The following is a 23,069-nucleotide window of genomic DNA, read 5'->3' as shown; positions in this document are numbered from 1 at the left end:
TCTCAAACATAAAATCTACTTTTCATTTGCAATGGATCGTTCGTGTAGAGTTCAAGACAGCTAGTAAGGCAATGCCTACATCCGCAAACACAGCTTCCCACATTCCCGCAATGCCGGCTATTCCGAGGGCTATGAAAAAGGCTTTAGTCGCAAGGGCAAGTATAATGTTTTGCCAGACAATTTTTCGAGTCCGCCGAGCAAGAAGAAGAGCGTCTGCAATTTTAGAAAGAGCATCGTCTAAAATAACAACATCTGCTGTTTCTATTGAAGCTTCGGAACCTAATCCGCCCATGGCGATGCCAATATCGGCAGTGGCTAATGCTGGAGCATCGTTGAGGCCATCCCCTACAAAAACGATTTTTTCTCGGGATCCCAATTGGGCTTTGATTTTATTGAGTTCCAAAACTTTGCCTTGAGGGAGCAAGTTCGCAATGTACTTGTCGACTCCCACCTTTTGAGCAACCCATTTTGCGCCGCTGTCCGTATCTCCTGTAAGCACAATAAATTGGGATAAGCCACTTTCACGAAGGGCTTGCATTGCATGCATAGCATCAGAACGAATAATGTCAGATACAGTAATGTACCCTAAATATCTATGGCCTTGGGCTACATGAACAACAGTTCCCTGTTCTGGATCCTTGATGTTTTTGAAGCCACTTTCTGCTAGAAGTTTTGAGTTCCCCACAAGAATAGGCTGTCCCTTAATAAAGCCTCGCAACCCTTTTCCCGCCATCTCTTCGAGGCCTTCTGGAGTTTGCAATGTGTTCACATCTGTGGCGTCGGCAATAGAGCGTGCTATAGGGTGGTTTGATTCCTGCTCCAGAGAGGCAGCCAGAGAAATGAGCTCATCTTCCGAAACGCCTTGTTGGGGGACAATGTCTGTTACCTTGAAAACTCCTTCTGTAAGGGTCCCAGTTTTATCGAAGGCAATGATCTTCGCAGAAGAGAGGGCATCAAGGATATTGCCGCCCTTAATGAGAATACCTCGACGTGAGGCAGCACCGATTCCTCCAAAATAGCCGAGAGGAATGCTGATCACTAAAGCGCAGGGACAAGAAATAACGAGGAGCACGAGGGCTCGATATGCCCAGTTCGTAAAAGTTCCAGCGCCGAATAAGGGGGGAATTGCGGCCACCGCTAAAGCACCAAGAACTACTGCCGGAGTGTAATATTTGGCGAAAGTTGTAATAAAACGTTCTGTGGGCGATTTCCTGGCTACGGCAAATTCCACCATTTCGAGGACACGAGCAATAGTTGTCTCTTCGAAGAGGGAGGACACACGAATAGTTAGGGCCCCTCGCAAATTAATGCTCCCGCCGTATACTTTTTTGCCGGGCTCTGCTCGTATAGGTACTGGTTCGCCAGTGAGAGGCGACTGATCTATTTGGGATATTCCTGACTCAATAATTCCATCCAGAGGTATTTTTTCGCCAGGTCGCACAAAGATCAATTCATTTACATGAACGTTCTCAGGTTTTACTTTTATCTCTGCCCCTTTGCGAAGAACCTGGGCATATTGTGGTCGAGCTGCGAGGAGAGATCGTATGGAGTTGCGGGATTTTGAAGCCGATATCTCTTGGAGTAGCTCTCCTGTGCTATAGAAGAGCATAACGGCTACAGCTTCTGGCAGCTCTCCTATAGATATGGCGGCAATGGTTGCTATTGACATGAGGGAGAATTCATCAAGACCTCTCCGGTTTTTTAAATTCCTCAGAGTGTTCAAAAGTACCTCGCTGCCGCTCAAAAAATAGGCAGTGAGAAAAAAAGCGTATTCTCCAATGCCGTAGGGTGTGGCTGCCAGTCGTTTCCTGAAGATGAGGCTTATGGTAAAAATGAAGGCTGCTGCTCCAAGCCTTTTCCCTTCTTTTTCAAAGCGTTCCAGAAGAAGGAACCAACCAGAAGTAGCAACACTGGGGGAAGGGATATTTTTTTCGTCAATGGATGTTACTGTAACGCTCGGTTCTATACGGCTCACGATGTCCTCGACTTTTTGATCAAGATTACTTCCATCATTTTCAATTCTTAATATTTTTGTATCAAAGTCAAATTTCACGCCGATAACTCCAGAAATAGTCATGATCTCTGCTTCAATCAGAGAGGCGCATCCTTGACAATGAAGATCTTGGAGCCTGTAGAGCAGCATGTTTTTTACACCTCTTCCCATTCATCAAAAACGCTAGAAAAAAGCTCCATATATAATCCCCGCAAAAGTAGATAGACACACGACAAGGCTTACGTAGGCGACCGTTTTTTTAGTACCCATAATGTTTTGGATAACCAGCATATTGGGGAGAGAGAGAGCCGGACCAGCCAGAAGAAGGGCGAGAGCTGGCCCTTTCCCCATCCCTGCCCCCATAAGGCCTTGAAGAATTGGGACTTCCGTTAGTGTAGCAAAATACATAAAGGCTCCTGCTACAGATGCAAAAAAGTTAGCGGCTATAGAATTCCCTCCTACGAGAGCTGCAATATAGCGACTTGGGATAAGAGCCTCATAGCCCGGTCGACCAAGGAGAAAACCAGCGAATAGAACTCCCAAAAAGAGAAGGGGGAAAACTTGTAAGCCATATCCCCATGTAGCATTTAGCCACTCGGTCAGTTCATCTTGAGAAAACCATTTTTTTGCAGCAAAGAGAGTGGACAGAAGCCCCAAGGTTGCAATGACCCATTTCGTGCTATATACTCCTGCCCAGATGCCAGAATCTATTTTGGGAGCTGCCCAGTTGGCAAAGACAAGAAAAATAACCATACTTGCCATAGTCCAAGTCGTTTGCCATAGAGATCGTGCTGGTTCTCCCACAGGAAGCTCAGCAAATCCCTGCTGTCGAATGGCTTCATCTTTACGGAAGAAAAAGGCCATGAGAAGGCCAATAATGACACTAAAGGAAATAGCCCCTATAGCACGGGCAACACCCATTTCTATGCCAAGAACCCTGGCGGTGAGAATAATAGCAAGCACATTAATGGCCGGGCCAGAGTAAAGAAAAGCGGAAGCTGGTCCAATTCCAGCTCCGCGACTGTAGATCCCTGCAAAAAGAGGGAGGACGGTGCATGAGCATACGGCGAGGATGGTTCCGGAAACGGCTGCAACAGTGTAGGCCACCACTTTTTTAGCCTTGCCTCCTAAATATTTCATTATGGCTTGCTGGCTTATAAAAACAGAAATAGCACCAGCTATAAAAAAAGCAGGAACGAGGCAAAGAAGTACATGTTGTCTTGCATACTCGTGGAGCATGGCTATAGACTCAATAGCGGCTCCTTTTACTCGAGGGTGATCCCCAGGTAAGAAATAAAAGAACAAGAAAGCTAGAATAATCCATAGAAACTTTTTCCGGTCGCTCATTATAAACGTCCTCCCTGTATTTTAAGTGGCGAAATCTTCACATAAAAGAGCCTTAAAAACCCCGATGCTAGCCATCGGGGAGTTTTTTACGTTATTTTACTGCCTTTTGCAAGAGTTCCTTGAGCGTTGCTTCTGTGGGAACTCGTCCCGCAAGTAAAACATTTCCATCTACAACAAGGCCTGGTGTCCCAATAACTCCGAAAGACATGATTTCTTTAATGTCTGTCACCTTCTCAATTTCGAAGTCGACTCCAAGTTCTGTTGCAACTTTCTCTGCCATTTCCGCAAGTTTTTTACACTTTGGACAGCCTGTTCCCAGTATTTGTATCTTCATCTTGTGTCTCCTTTCTCATGGCACAAAAACAGGGAGTATGGTGATATTCAGATATGGGATGCCCCTGCACTACGTGCTCAATACACTGAAGTAATGTGGCCAAACAATTCATCTTTAAGGAATAATAAATATGCAAATCATCTTTACGATCCTCTATAATGTCGAGATCTCGCAAGAGTGCTAGATGTTTACTAATTGTCGTCCGATCAAAGTGGAAAAGGTCTGCAATCTCACAGGCACACATTTCTTTTTTCGCTAGGATTTCTACAATTGAAAGGCGAACAGGGTGCCCTAACGCTTTAAGAACGGCAGCTTTTTCTCGTTGTAGTTTTGCCTCCAAATCTATCACTCCTCTATGTGGCAATAATACCACATAGAGGAGGATTGTTGTCAAAATTTAATTCAAGGAGAGGAGGTACCCTTTCTTCATTTCGTAGCCTTTATGAGTTACCTGCTCTAGAAAGGGGATATCATGGGAGGCTATTACGAGGGCTATAGGGAGTTTTTGTAAAACGGAGACGAGGTTTTCCCATGCCTCTTCATCAAGACCGTTAGAGGGCTCGTCGAGAAGAAGCAGTTCTGGTTTCATCGAAAGAAGCGCAGCAAGAGCTCCCAAGCGTTTTTGTCCCCCAGAAAGGGCATAAGGGGGGTACGAAGCAAGGGAAACAATATTTAAAACTTTCATAGCTTTCATGGCAGAGTCCATGGCTTCCTCTTTCTCCATTCCTAAATTGAGAGGCCCGAAGAGGATGTCATCAAGAAGGGTTGGACAAAAAAGCTGATCATCAGGATCTTGAAATAAGAGTCCTACTTTTCGCCGGAGATGGCGAATGTCTTTTTTTGTTTTAATCGGATTTCCTTCAAGGAGGATAGATCCTTCTGTAGGTTTTAAAAGTCCCATAATTAGCGAAAAAAGCGTGGTTTTTCCAGCGCCATTTCGGCCACGTATAAATATTTTTCCCTCTCGATAAAGATTAAGGTTAAGACGAGAGAAAAGAGGTTCAGAGCTAGGATAAGCAAAAGATATGTTCTGGAGAGAGAGAAAAGATGTCATAGAATGAAGCACCCCGCTAAAAGGATGTAAAGGACTCCTAAACGAAAATTGTCCCCTTCTTTGGGCGATGCTGGAGATTCAAGAAAATGAAAAGAACCATCAAATCCCCTTAATTCCATGGCGTGAGCAACCCGTTCACTCCGAAGGATACTCCGTACAAGAAGCATCCCTATTAAGTTTCCATAGGATCGGAGTGTTCCAAGGGAAAGAGATGGATGAAACATGCGAAGGGTCATGGACGTATAGATTTTTTCGGCTTCCTCTACAAAAACTCTCGCATATCGATATGTGAAATGAAGTAGCAGAACAAGCTTTTGCGGAATAGCCAGGGCTCGAAGCCCATAGAGCAACTCTCCCATACTTGTCGTACCCAAAAGAGCCATAAATGCGAAAACAGCGGCATGGGTTCTAATAGTGATAGAGAGCGCTAACTCTACACCATGAGGCCCTGAAAAAGGCAATGTTAACCAAAGGAAGATAAGAAAGCCGTCAAGGGAAAGAACGCGTTTTATGAGGGCTCGTAGTTGAATTTTAGCGAGGAAAATAAGCATGAAGCTATAGCCAAGAAGAAAAAGTTGTGCTGAAACAGATGAGAGCAAGGCTATACAAAGGGCAAAGGCCAAGACCAGCATGATCTTGGCACTTGCCGATATTCTGGTTAAAAAACTCTCTGAAGAGTTAAAATCGTACGTTAAAGATGGCAGGTTGTTACTGTGCATGCCTTCGATGTCCTCCGATCCAAAGTAGAACCCCTACTAACCCAATAATATAACCAATCCCACCTATAATCTCTGTGAACTTTGGCTTTGAAAGTTCTTTCCGTAGTTGGAAGAGCTCCTCTCGAAGAGGGGCGGTCTCTGCTTTGACAGCTTTCTGGACGAGCTGAGAAAACTGTTCCTCAGAAATCTCCGAAGAGAAAGTAGAAATTTCTCTTTTCGTATCACTGTTTTTTTCTTCCGCTTTTTCTATGGATGTACTTGAAGAGGAGGAGGGTGTCAAGTCGATGGTTGTTTGCCCCATATGTCCCATACCCCCACTTACTGAAACTTTAATTTCAGCATATTTTCCGGTAGGAAGGGGTATTGAAAATTGTCCCCTTTCATCTGTTTCTCCTTCAACAAGAAGCTTATTAGTAGAAGTTTCTTCCACCTTTATAGGAGAGTTTTGTACGGGAGCGCCATCATTGAAATAGGCCTCTCCTACAATAGCTCCATTTTCAAAGTAGGCAAAGACATTAAGCTTATGAGCCAAGGCTTCTGTTGGCAAGAAAAATAAAGAGAAGACCAAGGCTATTACCAGAGACCGTTTTTTCATCTTTTCATTCCCTCCACTACAAATGGCATAACTCGGGCCACATACATCATAATGAAAGCGCCCACACTCGCCTCTATGGCAATGATTGGAACATGGGCTATGAGAATGAGGCGAGCCGAGGTGAAAAAAGCTTCACCACTGGCCGCTAAAGCAGTAGCTGTGAACAATGCCGCTCCCATAACTCCTACAGCTCCTGCTGTAGCGCCGGCTAGCCATGGAGACCAACCGACTCGAAGAATATATCGCCCCATCAATCCTCCAAGGACTCCTGAAAATGCCATCGTACATGTGTTGACTCCGAGAACAACAATGCCACCAAATTGGAATAAGACTGCCTGCAAAAAAAGGGCAACTACATAGGCGGGGAAAAGGCAAAAACCTAAAAGCAAACCTCCTATGCCATTCAGGACAAGATGGACACTGGTAGCTCCTAAGTTTACATGTATAAGTGATGCTACAAAAAGAGCAGCAGAGACGATTCCTGCTCGAGGAACCGTCTCCATATCCATCTTTTTAAGCCCTATGGCAATGCCTGCAATTGCACCTGCAGCTCCTGTAGCTAAAACAGGAAGAGAAAGTACACCTTCAGCTATATGCATTAGTTTCTATTCACCGTCTTTACCCATAAAACAGCTCCGAGCTCAATAGCTGCGTCCTTTGTGCCGTCTGGAGATTTCTTTGTTTCTGGCGCTTCCGCAAGAGCAGCAAAGCCCCACCAACCTGACCACGGCATAGCGTATGTGAACACTCCTTGATCATCTGTTCGAACCACTTGCGTAATGAAAGGATCGGCAGGAGCTTTTACGTCTTGGCTGTCGTTATAAAACTCTACTTCTACATCGAGATCCGCTGCTGGCTTCCCATCTACAACTACTCTCCCTTGAAAAACATTTCCTGCCCAAAGGCCATAGGGACGAGTCAGAGGTATAATTTCTGCTCGAAGGCCGACGGTTTCATCCCATCCTTCCTCCATGCCAAACGCATTGACCACAGTTTTAGTGTAGTGGATAATATATGTATCTTCAGCAGGTTCCCAATATGGAGCAGGCTCTACATAAAAAACATGGTCACCAGGTCGTTTTATCTGATATGTTGCCTTCCACGTTCTCATGTTGTCTTTAGATTTTTCGGACGTAAGGGTTGATAAAAGATCTGTCTTTTCTCCGCGTGCTAACACTCCAAACTGTGCGGGCTTTTCCATGTCCATGAGATGCTGCTCGAAAGGATGAGTGAAAAGCAGAGAAATATTGATATCTTTAACCCCATTTTGAGTTACGATATTTTGATCAGGTAGAATAACTTGGAAATGAGCCCATGACGAGGTCGCCATAAAGAAGATACTACATAAAACCGAGGCAAAAACAAAACTCCGCCACATTTTGTGATCCTTCACTTTTTGTATCCCCCTCTGAAGATTTTTAAGATTTGTGTTACGAAATATAGTTATAGTGTTACTCTACTCGTCAAGAAATGTCAAGGACATTTTTTCACGATTCCCGCTTAAAAGAGAGCTTACGACATAAAAGAATATGTTAAGGTATGTAGAAGACCATATTTAAATGTTGCTTGTCATAAGAAAGGAGGGTTGGATTATGAAAAAGCATGAATTTTACATTGTTGATGTTTTTGGGGAGAAGAAATATGCAGGCAATCCCTTAGCTGTAGTTCGCGATGCAGGAGATCTCTCTACCGAGGATATGCTGGAAATTGCCAGAGAGATGAACTACTCGGAGACAAGTTTTATCCTTCACGATAAACCTCTTAACGGCGGTTATCCAGTTCGGATATTCACACCTGCAGGGGAGGTCCCTTTCGCTGGTCACCCTACTTTGGGGACAGCTGCTGTTATTATAAGAGAGTTAGCACCTGGGAATCCAAATTCTATTGCCCTGAGCCTCAAGGCAGGACTTATTCAGGTGAGACGGGAAGAGCATCTGTTTATTATGGAGCAGAATACGCCAGAATTTGGTCCGATCTACCCTCCAGAAGATCTAGTGTCGGTGTTGGGTGTCACATCAGACGCTATAATGGAAGAGTACCCTGTACAGTGGGTTTCTACAGGGTTGCCTACGATTATTGTCCCTTTTCGGCGGCGGGATGTTTTGAGTCGTGTACGTTTGGATAGAGATGCATATGATGCTTTCATCCAAAGGACAGGGAAGGTATTAATTCTCGCTTTTTGTCCTGAACCGGTACATTCTTCAAATCATCTTCACGTTCGGGTTTTGGCTCCTTGTTTTGGTGTGGAGGAAGATCCTGCGACTGGAAGTGGGGCAGGATGTTTGGCGTCCTATTTGGTCCGTCACCGATTCCTGGAATCTAGCAGCATAGAGAATGTACGAGTAGAGCAAGGCTATGCAGTTCATCGGCCATCTCTTTTATTTATTTCCGCAAAAGATTCCGGAGGTCAGATTCGAGTATGGGTGGGGGGCAATGTGATCCCTGTCGCTAAAGGAGAACTTATTTAAAGAAAACGAAGGGCTGGGTCGGTCGACCTAGCCCTTCGTTTAGTTTTTAACGTACTTAATAAGCTCCAGGTTTTTCCCCTATGGTAGAACCTCCTCCATTTCGCTTCCCTCGCACTGCTACAGCCATTTTTTTCTCTGTCCAGCGAGCGAGACGAACGAAAGGCAGCCCTAAAAGAAAATAGATAGTGGCTACTATAATTCCAGTCCCGAAGTAATCATAGTAAGTAGTGGCCAGCTGTCCATAGGCTTTCGTAAGGTCTACCATGGTTATGACAGACACTAACGAAGAATCTTTTAAAAGAGAAATAAAATCGTTTGTGACTGGCGGTAACGCTACTCGTACAGCCTGAGGCAAGACAACATAGCGCAATGCCTGCCAGCGAGTCATTCCTAAAGCGAGAGCGCCTTCCATTTGTTGCCTTGGTACCGCTAATAGACCAGCCCGGTAATTCTCAGCTTCATAGGCGGCGTAGTTTAAGCCTAATCCCAGAACTCCAGCAATAAATGGACTTAGCTTTATGCCGATGTTGGGAAGTCCATAAAAAATAAAGAAGAGCTGGATGAGAACTGGTGTCCCACGAATGGCTTCTATATATCCTATAGCCAGATGAGAAAAAAATGGCGGCCCAAAAATTTTAGTCATGGCCAGGAAAAGCCCGAGCAGTATGGCTAAGACCATAGCTAAAATCGACACCTTCATAGTGATAACCGCCGCTTTAGCAAGAATTGGAAGAAAGCTTATATATCTCTCGATTCTTTCTTGCAGCGAGATTTGAGGTTTCTGATGTTCAGCCCAATGGTTGAACATAGCGGGTTCCACTCTACTGGGCGAGAAATCTTGGAACATGTCGGCCATCATGGGGCTCCAAAGGTTCCATCGATCGTAAATTTCCCGAAGTTTCCCGCTATCTCGAAGGTAGACAATAGCTTCATTAATTTTTGAAAGTAGCTCCTTATCCTCTTTCCGAATAGCAATTCCGTATTCCATCCGCCCGATAGGAGGACCTACAAACATGATTTCAGGGTTGAATCCTGCATAGTAAACAGCAACAGGATCATCGAAGAGAGTTGCGTCTAAGCGTTCATTTTGTAAGTCGTTGAATGCGTTTATCTCGTCTTCGTACGTCCGAATGTCTTGAATGCCGGCTTCTACTAAGAGGAAGTACGCATAAGATTGCTTCAGGGTTCCCACTATTTTCCCTTTGCAGTCGTCAAGGGTTGTAATGCCTTTTGTCCCCTTACGTACCGCCAGCTGAAGGAAAGTGGAGTAGTAAGGAATAGAGAAATTAACTACATTCTTGTGTTCCGGCGTAATTTCCAGACCATCGATAGCTACATCATATAAGTGCCTCTCGAGCCCTGGAATGAGATTATCCCATCCATTTTGGACAAATTCTGTTTCCATTCCCAGATAGTCTGCAATGGCATCCATAATTTCTACTTCAAAACCGATAAGCTGATTCATATCGAAGGGGTCGTAAAACATGTAAGGAACTCCCCCCTCTGTGTCCCCACCCCATCGCAATATGGGCTTCTCTTTCGCCATAGCTGAGGACGAAGCAACAGCAAGGAAGAGAACAGAAAGCGCAAAGAATAAAGATATGAACCGTTTCATTTACGCTACATCCTCTGTAAGGTGTCGAAGGAACTCTTTTGTCCTTTTATTTTGAGGAAATTCGAAGAGTACATCGCCGTCAGCCACCTCGACGATCTCTCCTCCATCCATAAAGACAATGTAGTCTGAGGCATTTCGGGCAAAACGCATCTGATGGGTTACGATGATCTGAGTCATACCTTCCTCATCAAGATCTTTCATAACCTGCAACACTTCTCCAACCAGTTCCGGATCTAAGGCTGATGTGGGTTCGTCGTAAAGCATGACCTTGGGATTCATGGCCAAGGCGCGAGCAATGGCTGCACGCTGAGTCTGCCCGCCAGATAAGGTAGCGGGATACTTATGGATGTGTTCGGAAAGCCCTACTTTTGCAAGGAGTTGCATGGCTGTTTCACGAGCTTCGGCTTCCCCAATCTTTTTTACGACTATAGGGGCTAGCATAACATTTTCGAGAACGGTTTTATGAGGGAAAAGATTGAAGCTCTGGAAAACCATTCCTACCTCTTGTCTCATGAGATGACAGGATGTGAGAAAGCGTTTGCCCAGCTCCTTTTCATTGCCGGTGCGGCTTACCGTAACGCCAGCTATGGTAATAGTACCGGAGTCCATGTACTCGAGACAATTGAGACACCGCAAGAACGTTGATTTCCCACATCCTGACGGTCCGATAATAGAGACCAAATCCCCTTCGTAAATATCAATGGAGATGCCGTTCAAAACGTCTCCATCCTCAAAGCTCTTGTACAGATTTTCAACGTGAATCAAAGGTTTAGCCGCACGTGTCAATCTGCCTCAACCTCCTTACAATTGTTTTTTTGTGTGATTTCACTCTCCCCGATTTGGTTTTGAGTTTATTGTTATCATAAGCAGGGATAGTATGACAGAAAAAAATTTAGATGCAAGGATAAAAAGGGAAAAACAACTCTTTTTCTACGTTATAATTCCTCATAGGAAAAGAACCTGAAGGAGGGATTCTGTTTTGTCAGAAAAAGCCCTTATCTGTACTGTCTGCGAATCTCGTTACCCATTTCGTACCTCATTTTCTCGCTGTCCAAAATGTAATGAACCTCTCGAGTTGGAGGAGATAGGAACAGGTTCCATTAAAGCAGAAGCGTACTTTAATATTTTTAGAAGATACGGCGAATTTTTCCCCTTTAGGGAGCGCTATGACGAACTGGATCTTGGGGAGGGGATGACCCCTCTTGTGTGGACACCTGCTCTGGCAAAGAAATATGGAATAGGCGCTGTGGCTTTTAAAAATGAAACGGCAAATCCCACATGGTCTTTTAAAGATAGGGGAACAGCTACAGCTCTTCGCCACGCTAAAATATTGGGGTTTTCTCGGATCGGCACAGTCTCAACAGGTAATATGGCTGCTTCAGTAGCTGCTTTTGGAGCGAAAGCTGGGGTTGAAACTACAATATTAGTGAGTAGCGATATCCCCTCAGAAAAATTGAATCCTATCGCTATCTACCATCCTCGACTTATACGAGTTCATGGAGATTACTCCCGTCTTTATTCTGAAAGTTTGCGTCTAGGAGAGGAACTCGGGATTTATTTTATGAACTCTGATGTCCCTTTTCGCGTAGAAGGTTCTAAAACTATTGCATTTGAAATTTGTGAACAGACATCTTTTCGCGTCCCCGATTTTGTAATTGTCCCTACAAGTGCGGGAGGCAATATTCGTGGAATTGAGAAAGGGTTTCGTGAGTTTTATAAAGTAGGACTTATCGCTCGTATCCCTACCATTGTATGTGTTCAGGCGGAAGGATGTTCCCCTATAGTGAAAGCTTTTGAAAAAAAATCATTAGTAGTGGAAAGATTCTCAAATCCTCACACTATCGCCCATGCCATAGAAAATCCTTTCCCCCCAAGTGGTAATCAGGTTTTGAGGGTGTTGAATAAAAATAGCGGTATAGCTCTTGCCGTATCAGATGAAGAGATCCTTGCAGCGCAAAAAGAGCTTGCGGAAACAGGACTTTTTGTACAACCTGCCTCCGCATCATCTTTGGCTGCCTTGAAACGCCTCGTTCATGATGGTGCTCTTAAAAGTAATCATTGTGTAGTTTGTGTGCTTACTGGTAGTGGTTTGAAATATACCTCTGTTTTTCAGCACCATCATCTTGCGGTGGAAGAGTGTGATATTTCTCAATTGAAGCCCTGCCTTTCCCATTCTATTTCGTAACATATGGAGGTGGATTTTTATGTTGCGATGTTCCGTGTGTCATGAAACGTACGAAGAGATTTTGCGCCTTTGGAGATGCCCTTGCGGAGGGGCTCTCTCGTTGGAGATAGATGAAACATTTTTCCCGGGACCGGAAGAGCTAAAACGCCGTTCCCTGTCGATCTGGAGATACAAAGAAGCTCTACCTTTTAAGATAGGGACGGAACCTGTATCTTTAGGGGAAGGTCGAACCCCTCTTGTTCCTGCCCTATGGAAGGATCATAAGATTTTTTTCAAATTGGATTTTCTCTTGCCTACAGGATCTTACAAAGATCGCGGCATTGCCTACCAAATGACGAAACTCAAGGAACATGGGCTCCAGACGATCATAGAGGATTCTTCAGGGAATGCCGGGGCCTCAATGGCAGCGTACGCTGCCCGGGCGGGCATTCGTTGTCGAGTTTTTGTCCCTGCGTATACGTCGGCTGGAAAATGTGTGCAGATTGAGAGCTATGGGGCAGAACTCGTAAAAGTCCCTGGATCTCGTGAAGAAACCACACTGGTTACAGAGCAAGCATCTCAGGAATTTTACTATGCGAGCCATAATTGGAGCCCTTATTTTATCCATGGAGTTAAAACCTATGCTTTCGAGTTGTGGGAGCAGCTGGGATATGCAGTCCCCGACTATGTGATTGTCCCCGCGGGGCAGGGAAGCCTCGTATTAGGGTGTTATCTTGCTTTTCGCCATCTTCTCGCAGCGGGGAAAATATCTCGCCTTCCAAAGATCGTTGCAGTACAGGCCAGGGGGTGCGCTCCGCTCTATGAAGGATTTGTGAGAGGAGATATGGATCCTTTCCCGATTGAGAAGCGAGAAACAATAGCCGAGGGAATTAGTTCAGCTCATCCGGTACGAGGTCGTCAGGTTCTTGGAGCGGTGCGAGCTACGGAAGGAATGTGTATCGCTGTTGAGGATGGCGAGACGTGGGAAGCTTTTGATATGTTGGCGTGTAAAGGTTTTTATGTAGAGCCTACAAGTGCCGTAGTCGGAGCAGCCCTCTCCAAACTTATAGCTGATGATGTGATCTCTCGCGACCAGACTGTAGTGGCTTTTCTTTCTGGTTCGGGTCTGAAAGCCACAGATAAAATTCTTCATAGAAAAGAAGTAAAAGGAATAGAGCCTTAGTTGTATTAAATAGAGAAAGTTCTTTCCCAAAATGACGATTTCCTGTTATAATGCCCCTCAATTATTTTATGACAGGAGGGCTTTTTATGGACAAGAATGTTTTTGCTCGGCGAATGAAAAACTTTCAGGCATCGGATATAGCTGCTATTCTCAAAGTTACGGCGGACCCTGATATTATCTCTTTTGCTGGCGGCCTTCCGGCTCCGGAGCTTTTCCCTATTGAAGAAATGAAGGTCGTAACAGCTCATGTTTTAGAGAAATATGGGGCAAAAGCTCTCCAATACTCTACTACAGAGGGTTACGCTCCGTTACGTGGGAAAATAGCGAATCGCATGAACGAAAAGTACAAAACTCGTCTTACGACAGAGAATATTATGATAACCACAGGATCCCAGCAGTCCCTTGATCTTCTCGGCAAAATGCTTCTTGACGAAGGAGATGTGGTGCTCTGCGAAAGTCCTACCTATCTAGGGGCTCTCAGTGCTTTCAATGGATATAGCCCTAGATACGTAGAGATTGCTACTGATGACGAGGGTATGGTTCCTGACTCTCTCGAAGAAGCTTTAAAAAAGGAAAAACGGGTAAAGGCAATTTACGTTATTCCCGATTTTCAGAATCCTACTGGGAAAACCTGGTCTATCCAACGCCGGAAATCTTTTATAGAAATTATTTCGCGCTATTCCGTAGTGGTAATTGAAGATAATCCTTACGGTGAGCTCCGTTTTCAAGGGGAGATGCTTCCTTCTTTAAAGTCTCTTGATAAGACAGGAAATGTTGTTTTATTGGGTACATTCTCTAAAATATTTTGCCCTGGAATGCGCATCGCTTGGTTATGTGCTGAAGGGGAGCTGTATGAACGATTCGCTTATTTGAAACAGGCTGCAGATTTGCACTCTCCCACATTGAGCCAGTATGAAATTGATAGCTATATGGAAATGTACAATCTTGATGCCCATGTAGCGAAACTTATAGAGCTTTACAAGAAGCGACGAGATATTATGATGGAGGCTATTCAGGCTTCTTTCCCTTCCGATGTTTCCTATACCAAGCCTGAGGGGGGCCTATTTTCTTGGATCACCCTTCCAGAAGGTGTGAATGGGCGAGACCTTCTTATAACAGCAATTGCCAAGAAAGTTGCTTTTGTTCCCGGAGGAGCTTTCTTCCCTCGCGGCGGTCATGAAAATACCTTGCGACTTAACTATTCCAATATGCCACCAGAAAAAATTCGACGGGGGATTCATCTTTTGAGTGAAGCTATGGATCAGTATCTGTAGGGATGGAGCCGTGTCGTTGAAGTTCATAAGATGAAGAGGGGGACTTTGTTCAGCGCTCCAAAAGTTGGGCAGAAAATCCAACGTTTAGAGGCGTATTTTGCCTTCAAAAGCCCCCTCTTTTATATTAAACTAATTTCTTAGAAGTTTTTTTATGGCTTCTCGTATCACACTTACCTCAGAATTATAGAGTACAGCTAGTTCCTTCAGCGCTTTGTCTCTTGATGCATCAAGAGGCCAGCCTGCTTCTTCAAGAATCTTTTCAGCAGGGATATTGTAAGTCTGGGATATGGTTTGTAATGTTACAGACCCCTTGATCTCATCGGGGTTAGGAAGATTCTTTGACGGCGTTTCCCCCGTTGTTGCCAACGGAATTCCCTTTTGTTCAAAGTAAAGAGACAGGGCTCCTCTCACTTCTTCATCATCCACTCCCTCAATCTTTTTCAACGATACATCTCGAGGAATATCTGAAGGAAGGGAAGCAATGGCGATAACCTCCTCCTCAGATAACCCCACGGCTTCAGATATTTGGCTGATAGACATCCATCCGTAAACTTTATCTGCAGGGTTAGCTTGAGAAACCTCTTTGGGAGCTGGCGCAAAGGTGAGCCACGTTCCGCTGAGCCGCCCGAAAGCGTAAGCTCCAAAAAATAGAGCTAACCCCATAAAGCCTATGGCAAGAGAAGAGAAAACTTTTTTTCGCCACCTAAAGAAAAGCGTCTTCTCCACAGGGCATCGGTCGGTACATCTTCCGCAAGCAAGACATTCGCCACTTTTCTCCACTTCTTTTGATTCAGGGTCGAGATTGACAGAGCATACTATATGGCATTGATGGCAATGGACGCAGGAGGAGGGCTGGCGATTTACTTTTATAAGGCTCAGCTTTTGCCCCAAAGCAAGGACAGCCCCTAATGGGCACAAATAGCGGCACCAAAATCGTTCAATCCATAAACTTGCAGCTATAACGGTACCAAAAAGGATTACGAAAGCCCAAGGTTTACCTGCGATTTCCCCCCAACCAGCGCTTAAATGCATCCATGCGACCCAGGGATCATAATCTCTCCATACCAAAGTTCCGAGCTTCCATGTAAGAAATATAATGAGAAAGAGAATTCCATATTTTAAATATCGTGCAGGACGATCTATATAGTTGGGGAGTTCCCGAGAAGCTATGCCAAGTTTCCTTGCTCCTTTTGCTGAAAGTTCCCCTAAAGTACCCAGAGGGCAAATCCAGCTGCAAAAAACTCGGCCTACCACTATAGTCATAAGAACAACACCAATAAAGAGAACAAAGGAACTTGGAGCGATGCGTCTCAGCCACGTTCCAGTAGCTATATAGCTGTAGAGGCTTTCAAATCCCCCAAAAGGACAGAGGGCATCTACTGGTGGGACCCCTTGGGGGCCACCTCCCACTCTTTGATGTTGAAAACCGACCCAAGAGAGAAATGCGAGGAATAGTAACTGTGTAGCGAGGCGTATCTTTTGTGACCTCATTTCATCTCCTCCCCCTTTTTATTTTTTATTATCTTCTCGGGGAAAGGATTTTGCTATCAGCAAAAATGCGTACTCTAGAGGGGTATTAGAGTGGGCGCAACTCTTTTACGCCCACTGCAGTGAGGAGTTTTAGTCATTTGTTTCTTCATTGCTCCGCTTCTTCTTCATAAAAAGGACGCCTCCGACAATAAGAAGCCCGAGAGCAAGCCACACAACTGTTAGGGCATTCATACAACTCACCTCCTCGTGTAGTGCCGGGGTTAGGTTTAGTTGAGACAGTTACGAAGGTCCTTTTAAAGCGACGCGCACGAGGCGTCATGATCAAGAAACAAAATCGGCTGAAAATGCCAACTATTCTTATCAATTTGAAAATAGCACAAATAACAACTATATTCAACTATTAATTTTTTTAATTTTCATTATTGAAGAGTATGCAGGAGAAGGGAACTTCAGGATATAATACTTTCAAAGGAGGGGTGTTTATGGACCAGGAAGTGATATTTTGGAGGATGTTGGATGTTATTGAAGATCATATTCTTCCCCAAACTCGAGTTGCCGTTCTTGGCGGCCATAACATTTTTGGGGCAGCAATATTGTTTCGGTCTGACCTTTCTCTAATAACGGCAGGAACTAATCATGAAGGGTGGAATCCTCTTTGGCACGGGGAGGTTTATACTATAAAGAAGTTCTTTGAACTTGATCCTCACCCAGATCCCAAAGAATGTCTATTGCTCTCTACTCATGAGCCATGTTCCATGTGTCTTTCTGCCGTAGCGTGGTCTGGGTTCCCAGAAATCTACTTCCTTTTCAACTACGAAGAGACGCGGGACGCTTTTCACACCCCTAATGATATACAAATCTTAAGGGATGTTTTTTACTGTTCCTCGCCGAGTCGCGATAATCAATTTTTTAAAAATATACCCCTTACAGATTTAATCTCTCATTTGGAAGAACCGGAGCTTGGGGAGGCCCGTATTGAAAAACTTAAGAGGACCTATGAGGAGCTATCGGCAATCTACCAAAAGGGAGAGAAGGATGATTTTAACGTAGAGGAGGAGAGGCTATGCCCTTAACAGAGATTATTGGACCGGTAATGATTGGACCGTCTTCGAGTCACACCGCTGGCGCCGCTCGCCTTGGTCGTTTGGCGTTAGCGTGCTGGGGAGAAGATCCACTGGAGAGTGTGGAGATATTTTTACGAGGTAGTTTCGCTTATACGAGTTACGGTCATGGAACAGATCGGGCTCTTGTGGCGGGTCTATTAGGTATGGCTCCTGATGATATGCGCCTTCGAAATGCCCTTTCTATTGCGAAAGAACTGCAATTTAATTATCGTTTCGATGTGGAAGAAGTAGACGGAGCTCATCCCAACTCTGCCCGTTTTGTTTTTACAGGAAAAGACAATCGGACTCTCGAAGTTATTGGCGCTTCTATTGGTGGTGGGGCTGTAGAACTGCAGGAGATTGATGGTTTTAAGGTAAGCGTTTCTGGAGAACTTCCTTCTCTTATCACTATCCATCGCGATACCCATGGGGTTGTAGCGGCTATAACGAAGCTTTTTGCTGAAATGGAGATTAACATTGCTACTTTAAGCCTGTATCGTAAGTCAAAGGGGGGCATGGCGTCTCTTGTTATTGAGCTTGATCTGCCTTCTCCTCCTGACGACAGTGTAAAGCAGGCCATGGAACGTGCCCATCCATCTATTATCCGAGTATTACCCCTTTATGCTCGAGGAGGAACTTCGAAATGAGATCGTTAGGAGATTTGGTAGCTTTAAGTAATAATTCAGGATGTTCCTTTATTGAAAGTGTGTATCAGATAGAGGAGCAAGAGACAGGGCATTCTGTGGAGACGATTCGAAAAGATATGGAAAGCCGTTTTGATGACATGGCTCTTTCTGTTCAAGAAGCTCTTTCTGGAAACTGGAGTGGCAAGATTATCAAGCCAGAGGCGGAGAAAATAGGGACCTACGTTGCATCTCAAAATTCGGAGGCTTTTACGAGTCCCTATGTTCTAAGAGCTTCTCAGATAGCTATAGCTGTGGCTACTTATAATGCAGCTATGGGGCGTATTGTGGCAGCGCCTACGGCAGGAAGTTGCGGTATATTGCCTGGCCTTCTCTTTTCGTATAGAGATCATTTTGCTTCCGAAAAAAGTGAACTTGTAGATGCTTTGACTGTAGCTGGTGCTGTAGGTGCTGTTGTAGCTTCAAGAGCGACTCTAGCTGGAGCTGAAGGCGGTTGTCAGGCTGAATGTGGTGCTGCGGCAGCTATGGGCGCAGCTGCTCTTGTAGCCCTTCGTGAGGGAGCGCCCGATACTATTGCCCATAGCGTGTCTCTTACCTTTAAATCAGTGCTTGGCCTCGTATGTGACCCTATAGGCGGGTTAGTGGAATCTCCTTGCATCAAGAGGAATGGTTTGCTTGTTTCTGTAGCCGCGTTGGCTGCTGACATGGCCCTTGCCGGCATCAAATCTATTCTTCCGGCAGATGAAGTAATTGATGCTATGGGGCAAGTAGGGAGGGCAATGCCTGAAACACTGCGAGAAACAGCTCGGGGAGGGCTGGCTGTTACCCCTACAGCCCGACGTTTGGCTTCAGAGGTTCTCCACGGAAGGTGGTAGACTATCATAACCTTTTTCGCTACGGTTCTTGCCCCTATTATTATTGTATTGTGTGGGCTTGTTCTTGCTTTTGCGGGAATTCGGCGGATGCAAAAAGGTCAGATGGGACGTGCTGTCCTTGATATTATTTGGGCTTTTATGCTTTTCCTTATGGCGTATATACAGTATAGAGCTACTCGACCATAGCTAGAGGTCGACAGTATTAGTATTCTTGCTTGTTGTCGCATGGTACTTGACTACAGCTTCGATAAAATAGGGGAGGACACCTTTAATGCGAATGACATCTCTACTTGCTCCAACCATGAAACACCCCCCAGAAGGGTGGAAAGATCCTGGCGCCGTGAGATTAATGCGAGGGGGATACGCTCTCAGCTGGGAGAATGGGGAGTGGAATCTGCTTCCTCTCGGCGCTATTATGCGAGACAATATATGTTGGTTTTTCCTGGAACGTTTCCTTGGGGATAACGTGCAGCAGCTTGATTCTCTTTTAGCAACCCCTCATGGCCTTGAAAACTTACTTCGAAGGAGCGTACAAAGTTATCGAGATCTTCCGTTACGAACAGTGGAGAGTTGCGGAGGATCGCTTTTATTGGGGGGTATTGAAGAAGAAGGAATGTCTCTGAAAGATATTTCCCACTCTATTTTCAGTTCTATTAAGGAATGCTTGTCCTCCTTGAACCTCAACTGCGAAGAGGTGCAGGATCTGTGTGAGAGAGGAGCGAGATCCCGCCTCGTTTTCCCTGAAGAATCTCATCATACTTTTGCTCAGGAAGGTGTAATATGCTCTCATTGTGGGTGGCATGGTACGACAACTTCAGAGAGTGGGCGGGATCAGGGTTTCCAGGGGGCTGATTCCCCTGTAATGAAGGAAGTTTATACTCCTGATACATGTTCCATTGAGGCTCTTTGTGCGTTTCTTAATATCCCGTCGGCTCAAACGATCAAAACCATGTTCTATATGGTGGAGAAAGGGAATGAGTGGCAGATGGTCGCAGTTCTTCTTCGAGGAGACCTCCATATAAGTGATGTGAAATTAGCAGCCTCTTTAGGAGCCACTTCAGTGAGAATTGCTGCGGAAGAAGAGTTGGTGAGGGCTATAGGACAGAAACCTGGCTTCCTTGGCCCGGTTGGACTTCCTCCTTCTATATGCCTGGTGGCTGATAGAAGTGTAGTTGGGTGTCGTGATGTAGTAATTGGAGCTAATCGGCCTGATTATCACCTCATAGGAATAGTGTGGGGACGAGATTTTTCAACTGAACGGGTGGCAGATATTGTAACGTTGGAAGCGGGCATGAATTGCCCTGCCTGTGGAGAAAAACTTCAAAAAAGCTGGTGGAGCGATGTCGCAGACCTTTGGATAGATCAAGTACCTGACGAGCCATTTCTCTATCAAGATAAAGAGGGGGCATCTCGAAAATACCGTCTCTGGAGAGGCCGCCTCTCTCTTGACGTTATAATGACCACATTATCCAGAAAAAATACTTTCTCCGCAGGAATAGCGCCTTTCGATGTTGAAATTATTGTTCCTGCCATGAAAGATCTTGAGGCGGCACACCTTGCTACAGATCTTTATTGTGAGACAGTTCAGGCTGGTATGGCTGTTTTGTTTGATGACCGTGACGAACGAGCAGGAGCAAAATTTGCCGATGCCGATCTTTTCGGGATACCAGCGAGGGTGGTAGTAGGGCGTAAAGCGGCCGAGGGCATTGTAGAGGTTCATTTTGAGGAAGATACGAGAGAAATGCAGGCAGAGGACGTGCCCCTTTTTCTTGCATCTCTATTCGATGACGACGAAGCAGAGCTGTGATACACTGGTCTCGTTTGTTATCGTGCGATGGTATGGAGGGGATTTTAAATGTTTAGAGGTTCAAAGGTATTGTGTGTATCGGGCCTGATTGCTGTTTTGGCCTGGGGCGGGGTGGTTTTTGCCGCAGAGGCAGCTCCGAAAGCTGATAATGGACAGACAGTTCTTGCCCGTATCGGAACAGCAGAGATTAAGCAGCAGAATGTGGATGAAGTGATCAATGCTCTCGATCCACAGCAGAAAATGTACTATGATAATGAGCAGGGAAGAAAAGCAGTTCTTGATGAACTGATCAATCTTGAGGTTTTCGCTCGTTATGCAGAGGATAAGCGCTTTGATGAAGACCCAGTGTTTGTAGAGAGATTGGCTCGAGTAAAGAAAGAGCTTATGCGGCAACTGGCAGTGGAGAAACTGCTGGAGAATGTGACAATAGATGAAAAAGAAACGAAATTATATTATATGGACCATTTGAAAGAGTTTGAAGTCCCAGCTCAAATTCGGGCGAGTCACATTCTTTTGAAAGAAGAAGACGAGGCAAAAAAAGTTCTTCAAGAAATCAAGTCCGGTACTATAACTTTTGAAGAGGCTGCCAAGAAGTACTCTACGTGCCCATCGAAAGAGCAGAATGGTGATCTTGGCTATTTCCAGACCAACCAGGTAGTACCTGAATTTGGGGAAGTTGCGTCTAAACTTAAAAAAGGCGAGATCAGTTCACCAGTTCAGAGCCAATTTGGTTGGCATATCATTAGACTTGAAGATACAAAACCAGGGAAAATTCGTTCTTTTGAAGAAGTGAAATCTCAGGTCGAGAGCAACCTCCTTCGTGATAAACGTGCTCAGGTTTATTCTGAAGAAACAGAGAAACTTCGCAAAGAGTATGGAGTGGTTTTGGTAGAAAAAGAGCCGGCTTCTGATAAAAAACAGTAAATATATTTCAGGGCGGACAGCTCTATTCTGTCCGCCTCTTTTTGCCATAACAACACGCATGAACAGGAGAATGATTTTATATGGACTGGCTGGGACTCCTCCTTATATTTAGTGCACGTATTGCAGATGTTAGTTTGGGGACCGTCAGGATTCTCTTTCTCGTCAGAGGAAGACGCCGTCTGGCAGCATGTATAGGTTTCCTGGAAGTAATGATCTATATGTCAGTGTTAGGTTACATCCTCGGTGGAGGAGGAACATTAACCTTCCCTCAACTTATTGCATACGCAGCAGGATATGGCTCGGGAAATTTTATAGGATCTCTATTGGAGGAAAAACTCCTTAATGCTTTTGTGACTCTTGATATTATCTTGGAGAGAAATCAGGAGACCATGACACTTATAGATCGAATCAGAGCGGAAGGTTTTGGCGCTACAGTTCTGATTGGTCATGGAAAAGATGGGTTACGCCTGGTAGCGAAAGTAATCTGTCATCGTTCCGATATCGCACCTATTTCAAAAATCATCGGTGACCAGGGATTTGTCTGTATTTCAGATGTTAAAGGGTGCTGGGGTGGCTATTTCAAAGTTAAGGGGAAATAAAAAGCAAATATTAGACGAGGCTTTGTTTGCCCCGTCTCTTCAAAAGAACTCCCTAAAAGGCTTCATACCCAAGACTTATAGAAAATCGTTGGGCTACATCGATAAGCATATCTCGTATAGATGCTATCTCTTCGTCGCTTTTCGAATAAAGAAATTTAGGCAAGGCAACGCTTAATGCAGCGACTACTGTTTTTGCGTGCCCCCACACTGGGGCAGCTATGCAGAAAAGGCCATCTACATACTCCTCATCATCCACAGCGTAACCTTGCTCTCGAATCTGAGCAAGATGTTGACACAGCTTGTCTATGTCGGTAATTGTTCTGTTCGTGTATCGAATGAGTGATTCATCTTTGAAAAATTCCCTGACAGCAGCTTCAGGCATATAGGCTAATAGAACTTTCCCCAGTCCTGTACAATAGGCTGGCATCCTTTTCCCCACAGAGAGATCAACCTTAATAGTGGCAGGGCTTTCAATTTTATCGATATAGATAACATATTTCCCATCCATAACGGCTAAGTTTACGGCCTCGTTAGATTTTGCAGAGAGCTCTCGCATGAAGGGCATAGCCTGTTTCCTAAAGCCTAAAGATTGTACAACGTTATTGCCGATCTCAAAAAATTTGAAGCTGTTGGAATACTTATGGTTTGCAGGATTCTGGTTAATATATCCTAATCCTCGCAGTGTAGAAAGAATGCGATGTACCGTACTCCGCTCCAGGTCGAGTTTTTCTCCAATTTCAGAAACTCCGAGCTCCCCATGTTTATCGAGAGTTTCAATAATGGCCATAGCCCTCTGAATTGACTGTACATATCCAGAACCTTTTTTGCTATTTTTCAAGCGACGCTCTCCCCTTTTGTATAATGCATCAAAGTACATGTG

Annotated in this window: 24 protein-coding genes; 10 read left to right on the top strand and 14 right to left on the bottom strand. The window is 44.8% G+C overall.

Annotation, left to right across the window (positions count from 1 at the left end; translation table 11 throughout):
* Positions 1–22: 22 nt before the first annotated feature.
* The 9 genes from B4J50_RS04945 to B4J50_RS04905 form a co-directional block, all read right to left on the bottom strand.
* Positions 23–2,143 carry a heavy metal translocating P-type ATPase gene (locus B4J50_RS04945; RefSeq protein WP_286847798.1) on the bottom strand — a complete coding sequence of 707 codons (2,121 nt, stop codon included), beginning with the start codon at positions 2,141–2,143 and terminating at the stop codon, positions 23–25.
* Positions 2,144–2,176: 33 nt separating this feature from the next.
* A complete protein-coding gene (locus tag B4J50_RS04940) occupies positions 2,177–3,340 on the bottom strand; it encodes a permease (protein WP_024821196.1) in 1,164 nt (387 codons plus the stop codon).
* 91 nt (positions 3,341–3,431) lie between these two features.
* Entirely contained in the window at positions 3,432–3,620 is a 189-nt protein-coding gene (locus B4J50_RS04935; RefSeq protein WP_334103959.1) for a thioredoxin family protein, read from the bottom strand.
* Positions 3,621–3,633: 13 nt separating this feature from the next.
* Positions 3,634–4,023, bottom strand: a complete 390-nt coding sequence (locus B4J50_RS04930) for an ArsR/SmtB family transcription factor (RefSeq protein ID WP_286953963.1) — start codon at positions 4,021–4,023, stop codon at positions 3,634–3,636.
* 48 nt (positions 4,024–4,071) lie between these two features.
* Entirely contained in the window at positions 4,072–4,728 is a 657-nt protein-coding gene (locus B4J50_RS04925; protein ID WP_024821193.1) for an energy-coupling factor ABC transporter ATP-binding protein, read from the bottom strand.
* Entirely contained in the window at positions 4,725–5,447 is a 723-nt protein-coding gene (gene cbiQ / locus B4J50_RS04920) for a cobalt ECF transporter T component CbiQ (RefSeq protein WP_286847803.1), read from the bottom strand. The genes B4J50_RS04925 and cbiQ overlap by 4 nt, the downstream gene beginning before the upstream one ends.
* Positions 5,437–6,042 (bottom strand): hypothetical protein, encoded by a 606-nt coding sequence (locus B4J50_RS04915; protein ID WP_024821191.1) that lies wholly within the window; start codon positions 6,040–6,042, stop codon positions 5,437–5,439. Before B4J50_RS04915 ends, cbiQ begins: the two co-directional genes overlap by 11 nt.
* Entirely contained in the window at positions 6,039–6,641 is a 603-nt protein-coding gene (gene cbiM / locus B4J50_RS04910) for a cobalt transporter CbiM (protein WP_024821190.1), read from the bottom strand. The genes B4J50_RS04915 and cbiM overlap by 4 nt, the downstream gene beginning before the upstream one ends.
* Positions 6,641–7,435, bottom strand: a complete 795-nt coding sequence (locus tag B4J50_RS04905; RefSeq protein ID WP_024821189.1) for a DUF4198 domain-containing protein — start codon at positions 7,433–7,435, stop codon at positions 6,641–6,643. The genes cbiM and B4J50_RS04905 overlap by 1 nt, the downstream gene beginning before the upstream one ends.
* Positions 7,436–7,634: 199 nt before the next feature.
* On the opposite strand from B4J50_RS04905, the gene B4J50_RS04900 reads away from it, so the two are divergent.
* Positions 7,635–8,510 (top strand): PhzF family phenazine biosynthesis protein, encoded by an 876-nt coding sequence (locus B4J50_RS04900; RefSeq protein ID WP_024821188.1) that lies wholly within the window; start codon positions 7,635–7,637, stop codon positions 8,508–8,510.
* A gap of 55 nt (positions 8,511–8,565) precedes the next feature.
* Here the strand turns inward: B4J50_RS04900 and B4J50_RS04895 are convergent, their stop codons facing one another.
* Together B4J50_RS04895 and B4J50_RS04890 are read right to left on the bottom strand one after the other, a co-directional pair.
* Positions 8,566–10,125: an ABC transporter substrate-binding protein/permease gene (locus B4J50_RS04895; RefSeq protein ID WP_286847806.1), complete on the bottom strand. Its 1,560-nt coding sequence runs from the start codon at positions 10,123–10,125 to the stop codon at positions 8,566–8,568.
* A complete protein-coding gene (locus B4J50_RS04890) occupies positions 10,126–10,911 on the bottom strand; it encodes an amino acid ABC transporter ATP-binding protein (RefSeq protein ID WP_024821186.1) in 786 nt (261 codons plus the stop codon).
* A gap of 193 nt (positions 10,912–11,104) precedes the next feature.
* Here B4J50_RS04890 and thrC point away from each other — a divergent pair, with 193 nt between their 5' ends.
* From thrC to B4J50_RS04875, 3 genes are all read left to right on the top strand, one after another.
* Positions 11,105–12,310 (top strand): threonine synthase, encoded by a 1,206-nt coding sequence (gene thrC / locus B4J50_RS04885; protein ID WP_286847808.1) that lies wholly within the window; start codon positions 11,105–11,107, stop codon positions 12,308–12,310.
* Positions 12,311–12,329: 19 nt separating this feature from the next.
* Entirely contained in the window at positions 12,330–13,472 is a 1,143-nt protein-coding gene (locus B4J50_RS04880; protein WP_286847810.1) for a threonine synthase, read from the top strand.
* 86 nt (positions 13,473–13,558) lie between these two features.
* Positions 13,559–14,746 carry a PLP-dependent aminotransferase family protein gene (locus B4J50_RS04875; RefSeq protein ID WP_024821183.1) on the top strand — a complete coding sequence of 396 codons (1,188 nt, stop codon included), beginning with the start codon at positions 13,559–13,561 and terminating at the stop codon, positions 14,744–14,746.
* A 129-nt stretch (positions 14,747–14,875) separates the two neighbouring features.
* Here the strand turns inward: B4J50_RS04875 and B4J50_RS04870 are convergent, their stop codons facing one another.
* Both B4J50_RS04870 and B4J50_RS04865 read right to left on the bottom strand, forming a co-directional pair.
* Positions 14,876–16,237, bottom strand: a complete 1,362-nt coding sequence (locus B4J50_RS04870) for a 4Fe-4S binding protein (protein ID WP_286847811.1) — start codon at positions 16,235–16,237, stop codon at positions 14,876–14,878.
* A gap of 129 nt (positions 16,238–16,366) precedes the next feature.
* Complete coding sequence (locus B4J50_RS04865) at positions 16,367–16,468, bottom strand: LPXTG cell wall anchor domain-containing protein (protein ID WP_286847812.1); 102 nt, start codon at positions 16,466–16,468, stop codon at positions 16,367–16,369.
* Positions 16,469–16,719: 251 nt separating this feature from the next.
* Between B4J50_RS04865 and B4J50_RS04860 the strand changes: the two genes are divergently transcribed.
* The 6 genes from B4J50_RS04860 to B4J50_RS04835 all read left to right on the top strand — a co-directional run bounded on the left by B4J50_RS04860 (position 16,720) and on the right by B4J50_RS04835 (position 22,189).
* The gene (locus B4J50_RS04860; protein WP_286847814.1) at positions 16,720–17,310 is read left to right on the top strand and encodes a nucleoside deaminase; all 591 of its coding nucleotides are present in this window, start codon (positions 16,720–16,722) and stop codon (positions 17,308–17,310) included.
* Positions 17,301–17,987 (top strand): L-serine ammonia-lyase, iron-sulfur-dependent subunit beta, encoded by a 687-nt coding sequence (sdaAB, locus tag B4J50_RS04855; protein ID WP_286847816.1) that lies wholly within the window; start codon positions 17,301–17,303, stop codon positions 17,985–17,987. The genes B4J50_RS04860 and sdaAB overlap by 10 nt, the downstream gene beginning before the upstream one ends.
* Positions 17,984–18,859: an L-serine ammonia-lyase, iron-sulfur-dependent, subunit alpha gene (gene sdaAA, locus B4J50_RS04850; RefSeq protein WP_286847818.1), complete on the top strand. Its 876-nt coding sequence runs from the start codon at positions 17,984–17,986 to the stop codon at positions 18,857–18,859. Before sdaAB ends, sdaAA begins: the two co-directional genes overlap by 4 nt.
* 271 nt (positions 18,860–19,130) lie before the next feature.
* Positions 19,131–20,666, top strand: a complete 1,536-nt coding sequence (locus B4J50_RS04845) for a YbaK/EbsC family protein (RefSeq protein ID WP_286847820.1) — start codon at positions 19,131–19,133, stop codon at positions 20,664–20,666.
* A gap of 48 nt (positions 20,667–20,714) precedes the next feature.
* Positions 20,715–21,590, top strand: coding sequence for a peptidylprolyl isomerase (locus B4J50_RS04840; RefSeq protein WP_286847821.1), 876 nt, complete (start codon positions 20,715–20,717; stop codon positions 21,588–21,590).
* 80 nt (positions 21,591–21,670) lie between these two features.
* A complete protein-coding gene (locus B4J50_RS04835) occupies positions 21,671–22,189 on the top strand; it encodes a DUF2179 domain-containing protein (RefSeq protein WP_024821175.1) in 519 nt (172 codons plus the stop codon).
* Between the two features lie 52 nt (positions 22,190–22,241).
* On the opposite strand, the gene B4J50_RS04830 is transcribed toward B4J50_RS04835, so the two are convergent.
* Positions 22,242–23,027, bottom strand: a complete 786-nt coding sequence (locus B4J50_RS04830) for an IclR family transcriptional regulator (protein WP_286847823.1) — start codon at positions 23,025–23,027, stop codon at positions 22,242–22,244.
* Positions 23,028–23,069: the final 42 nt, after the last annotated feature.

This window comes from Aminobacterium sp. UBA4908, assembly GCF_002398115.1.
In the GTDB taxonomy this organism is placed as follows: Bacteria; Synergistota; Synergistia; order Synergistales; family Aminobacteriaceae; genus Aminobacterium; species Aminobacterium mobile.
Note: the sequence above shows the minus strand (reverse complement) of the source record. Positions and strands in the feature narration are given on the sequence as shown.